The sequence below is a fragment of the Erythrobacter colymbi genome, from assembly GCF_002155685.1.
Lineage (GTDB): Bacteria > Pseudomonadota > Alphaproteobacteria > Sphingomonadales > Sphingomonadaceae > Erythrobacter > Erythrobacter colymbi.
Window position 1 is genome coordinate 1 of record NZ_MUYK01000050.1, and the last position, 4,154, is coordinate 4,154.

Below are 4,154 nucleotides of genomic sequence, written 5' to 3' on the forward strand. Positions count from 1 at the left end.
GTATCCATCCGGCGGGGGCCGCCTTGTCTGGGTAGGTATTGAGCGCTCTTTAGCGTGCTCTTGTGAGCGCGCTTAGGAGTGGTCGATGGGTCAGGTGACGGTGTTTTCGGGGCCAGAGCGGCGCCGACGGTGGAGCGAGGAAGAGCGGCTGCGGATCCTGTCCGAGGCTTTCGCGCCGAGCGCCTGCGTTGCCGAGGTGTGCCGACGGCACGATATTTCATCGGCGCTGATCTACACGTGGCGGCGCAAGCTGCGCGAGGCAGATGCGGCGCAGGAGGCCAGCGCGGCCGAGGCGTTGCCAGCGCCGGTGTTTGCCGAAGCTGTGCTGGACGAGGATGCGGTGGCAGTCAGCGCTGCCGAGCACCCCGCGATGATCATCGACCTGCCACGCGGGAAGCGGCTGAGCATTTATCCCGCGGCGTCGCCAGCGCTGGTTGCGGCTGCCCTGAAGGCGCTGCGGTGATCCCTCCCGGCGCCCGTGTGTGGATCGCGCTCGGCCACACGGATATGAGGAAGGGCATGCAGGGCCTGGCGCTGCTGGTCCAGCAAGGGCTCAAGCGTAATCCGCATTGCGGCGATCTGTTCGTATTCCGCGGCCGCGCAGGCTCGCTGGTCAAGATCATCTGGCACGACGGGATCGGCATGTCGCTTTACGCCAAGCGGCTCGAGAAGGGGCGGTTCATATGGCCTGCAGCGAGTGAGGGAACGGTGTCGCTGACCCCCTCGCAGCTGGCCTGCCTGCTGGAGGGGATCGACTGGCGCAACCCGCAGTATACGTGGCGGCCGCAGAGCGCAGGATAACCGGCAGATGCGGGCATTTTGGCCTTGCAGCAGAGGGTGGATGATGATTCACTCTCCTCCATGGAAGCCGTCATTTCGCCCCTTCCGGACGATGTCGAAGCGCTCAAGGCGCTGCTGGTTTCCGCGCTCCAGAAGGCTGACGAAGCAGAGGCCAAGCTCGCCAACGCCCATGCCCGCGAGAGCGCCATCGAGGCGCTGATCGCGCACCTCAAGCTGCAGATCGCCAAGTTGAAGCGCGAGCAGTATGGCCCCAGCGCCGAGCGTAGCCGCCGCCTGCTCGACCAGATGGAGCTGCAACTCGAAGAGCTCGAGGCTGACGCGGCCGAAGACGACCTGATCGCCGAGGCGGCGGCGGCTAAGACCACCACGGTCACCGCCTTCGAGCGCAAGCGGCCCGCAAGGAAGCCGTTCCCCGAGCACCTGCCGCGCGAGCGTGTCGTGGTGCCTGCGCCCTGTTCCTGCCCGGCCTGCGGCGGCGGTCGGCTCTCCAAGCTTGGCGAGGACGTCACCGAGACGCTCGAGGTGATCCCGCGCTCGTGGAAGGTGATCCAGACGGTGCGCGAGAAGTTTGCGTGCCGGGACTGCGAGAAGATCGCGCAGGCGCCGGCACCGTTCCACGTGGTTCCGCGCGGGTGGGCGGGCCCCAGCTTCCTCGCCATGCTCCTGTTCGAGAAGTATGGGCAGCATCAGCCCCTCAACCGTCAGGCCGAGCGGTTCGCCCGCGAAGGCGTGCCGCTCAGCCTCTCGACCCTTGCCGATCAGGTTGGCGCTGCGGCGCACGCGCTGATGCCGATCTACAAGCTCATCGAGGCGCACGTTCTCGCCGCAACCCGTATCCACGGCGACGATACGACGGTGCCGGTCATGGCCAGAGGCAAGACCGATACGGCCCGATTATGGGTCTACGTCCGCGATGATCGCCCCTTTGCTGGGGCCGATCCACCCGCCGCTCTGTTCCACTACTCGCGCGACCGGCGCGGCGAGCACCCGCAAGCTCATCTCGCGCCATGGTCCGGCATCCTGCAGGCCGATGCCTATAGCGGCTACAACGAGCTCTACCGCGAAGGACGCAACCCCGGTCCCGTGCTCGAGGCGGGCTGCTTTGCCCATGCCAGGCGCAAGTTCTTCGAGCTCGCCGATGTCGTCAGCTCGGCCCGCAAGAAGAGCCGCGGCCAGCGCAGCAGCATGGTCTATCCGATCGCGCTGGAAGCCGTGCAACGTCTCGATGCCCTGTTCGACATCGAGCGCGGCATCAACGGCAAGAGCCCCGCCGAGCGGCTTGCCACCCGCCAGGAACTCAGCGCGCAGCTGATGGCCGACCTGCACGCTTGGCTCACCGAGCAGGTCGCCAAGCTGTCGCGCGGCCATGATCTGACCAAGGCCTGCCTCTACATGCTGAAGCGCTGGGATGCGTTCACCCGGTTCCTCGACAATGGGCGCATCTGCTTGACGAACAACGCTGCCGAACGCGCCCTTCGCTGCATCCCGCTCGGTCGCAAGGCATGGCTGTTCTGCGGATCTGATCGCGGCGGCCAGCGTGCCGCCATCATCTACACCCTGATCCAGACCGCGAAGCTCAACGATGTCGATCCGCAGGCTTGGCTCGCCGATGTCTTCGCCCGCATTGCGGACCACCCCGCCACCCGGCTCGATCAGTTGCTGCCTTGGAACTGGGCGCCGCTCCCCGACGCAATCGCCGCCTAACCTCTCTTATTCATGAGGGTGCGTTTGCAGGCTACCCGGCGCCGGCGGTGCCGCTGGCGGCGTGACGCGGGCGAGCGCCTTTGGCGGAGTTTTTCACCGCGCTGTGATCGATGGGCTTTTCGGGTTGAAGGACTGGCTCGGGGGTTTCGGCGGCACTGCCGCACCGGCTATGTGGGCGCAGGCTTGAGCGCGAGAACGATGGCGCGCAGCAGATCGGCGTCGGGACAGGCCGAGGCGAACGCGACGCGGATGCGGGTAGCGCTTTCCATGACGCGGGCGGCAACCTTGAGCAGCCGCAGGCGCAGGGTGGTAAACTCAGCCCTCGCCAGAGCGGCGGTCTTCGGCATCGCCTGCTGGACGCGCCACAGGAGCCAGTAGGCGGCGGTGTGCAGGATCAGGCGCATCTGATTGGCATTGGCCGACCGGCACGAGGTGCGATCGCTGGCCAGCTGTGTCTTGTGCAGCTTGATCAGGTTCTCTGCCTGTCCGCGCGCGCAGTAGAGCGTGTCGTAGATGTGCTCGGCCGAGCCCTCGGTCAGCGATGTGACGACGTAGCGGATGTCCATGCCCAGCGTGCTGGCCTCGATCCGGGCGACGACGCGGCGCTGGCAGTTCCAGCTCTTCGCGCCGTAGCGGGTCTCGGCATAGCTGCGCAGGACCACGCGGCCTTCCTCGGCGCGGCGGACCGCACAGGCATCGGCAGCCGTGACGATGACGGGATCGGCGCGCAGCGCGGCATTGGTCGGCAGGCCGAGCACGTAATCGATGCCGGCAGCCTCGCAGAAGGCCATGACCTCGGGCCGCCCATAATGCCCGTCGCCGCGGATGGTGATGTGGGTATCGGGCCAGTGGCGGCGAAGATGACGCACCAGACGCCGGATGTGGCCCGCAGCCTCCTTGCCCGAAGGCGTCTTGCCCGTGCGCAGCAGCATCGCCACCGGACGGCCGGTCGCAGTGTCATAAACATGGATCGGCAGGAAGCAGCGCTCGCCATGATGTCCGTTCCAGAACGAGAGTTGCTGATAGCCGTGCACGACATCGCAGGTATCATCGATGTCCAGCGTCACGGCTGCCGGAGCAGCGGGATAGCTGGCACAGTAGATGTCGACCATGGCCGCCAGCATCTTGGCCAGCTCGCGCGTGGTCGGCGCGTTCTCCCATCGGCTCATGGTCGGTTGGCTGGCAAGTCCCGCACCTGCCCCCGGCAGCTTGCCCAGCGCCAGGCGGAAACCAGGATCATCGCGCAGGGCGTCGAGATCATCGGCATCCTCATAGCCGCACGCGATCGCCAGCACACGGGCAAGGAAAATATCCTCAAGCCGATGGACCACCCGCGACGGATCGCGGGGATCAGCAATACATGCCGCAAGCTGCTGGCAGATGCCCATCATGCGCTCGGCCTGAGCCAGCAGCAGCACACCGCCATCCGAGGTCAGCCTGCCGCCGTCAAACGCAGCTGTGACCTTCTTGCCGCCAACCGCTGGAAACGAAAATGCAGCCGCGCTATCATCGCATCCGGCGGGTGTGGTCTGTGGCATTTTTTGCCCCGTTGCAGGTCTGGCTTGAACAACCACATTCCTACAACAATGCAAATGCTTACACCACTCCCGCCAACCCTTCACGACATCGCCGGTGAATAAGATGGGCTA

4 protein-coding genes are annotated in these 4,154 nt (G+C 66.0%); 3 read left to right on the forward strand and 1 reads right to left on the reverse strand.

Going from position 1 to position 4,154, the window contains the following annotated elements; translation table 11 throughout:
* Nucleotides 1-85 precede the first annotated feature (85 nt).
* The 3 genes from tnpA to tnpC are packed head-to-tail and all read left to right on the forward strand — an operon-like array spanning nt 86 to nt 2,505.
* Nucleotides 86-463: an IS66-like element accessory protein TnpA gene (gene tnpA, locus BZF57_RS20520; protein WP_072678280.1), complete on the forward strand. Its 378-nt coding sequence runs from the start codon at nt 86-88 to the stop codon at nt 461-463.
* Nucleotides 460-801 carry an IS66 family insertion sequence element accessory protein TnpB gene (gene tnpB, locus BZF57_RS20525; protein ID WP_240506054.1) on the forward strand — a complete coding sequence of 114 codons (342 nt, stop codon included), beginning with the start codon at nt 460-462 and terminating at the stop codon, nt 799-801. Before tnpA ends, tnpB begins: the two co-directional genes overlap by 4 nt.
* Before the next feature lie 60 nt (nt 802-861).
* A complete protein-coding gene (gene tnpC / locus BZF57_RS20530) occupies nt 862-2,505 on the forward strand; it encodes an IS66 family transposase (protein WP_086740883.1) in 1,644 nt (547 codons plus the stop codon).
* A gap of 167 nt (nt 2,506-2,672) precedes the next feature.
* Here tnpC and BZF57_RS20535 read toward each other — a convergent pair whose 3' ends face one another.
* On the reverse strand, nt 2,673-4,043 hold the full coding sequence (locus BZF57_RS20535) for an IS1380 family transposase (RefSeq protein WP_066117545.1): 1,371 nt from the start codon (nt 4,041-4,043) through the stop codon (nt 2,673-2,675).
* Nucleotides 4,044-4,154: the final 111 nt, after the last annotated feature.

Coding starts and splice junctions, on each gene's coding strand:
- BZF57_RS20535 (WP_066117545.1), bottom strand. CDS start 4,043: ATGCCACAGACCACACCCGCCGGATGCGATGATAGCGCGGCTGCATTT.
- tnpA (WP_072678280.1), top strand. CDS start 86: ATGGGTCAGGTGACGGTGTTTTCGGGGCCAGAGCGGCGCCGACGGTGG.
- tnpC (WP_086740883.1), top strand. CDS start 862: ATGGAAGCCGTCATTTCGCCCCTTCCGGACGATGTCGAAGCGCTCAAG.